Here is a 276-nt window from a genome sequence, read left to right on the forward strand (position 1 = left end):
GGTGGTCGTGAGTTGATCGCGCGCGAACATGCGCAGCTCGGCCCAATGAAACCGGGCGAGTGGGTGACGTTGATCGTTTTCCTACTTGCGGCAATCGCTTGGATCCTCCGAACGATAATCGAACGCTACATTCCGGGCCTTAGTGATTCGGGCATTGCGATGATCGCCGCCATGATCCTGTTTGTCGTACCGGTGCAGCTGAAGAAGCGCGAGTTCGTTATGAACTGGAGCACCGCGGCCAAGCTGCCGTGGGGAATTCTCATTCTCTTCGGCGGC

Annotated in this window: 1 protein-coding gene; it reads left to right on the top strand. The window is 57.6% G+C overall.

Annotation, left to right across the window (positions count from 1 at the left end):
• A partial coding sequence (locus QWY28_RS23725) for an anion permease (protein ID WP_300955364.1) occupies nucleotides 1-276 on the top strand: 276 nt, incomplete at both ends.

The organism is Nocardioides oceani (assembly GCF_030412965.1).
Classification (GTDB): Bacteria; Actinomycetota; Actinomycetes; order Propionibacteriales; family Nocardioidaceae; genus Nocardioides; species Nocardioides oceani.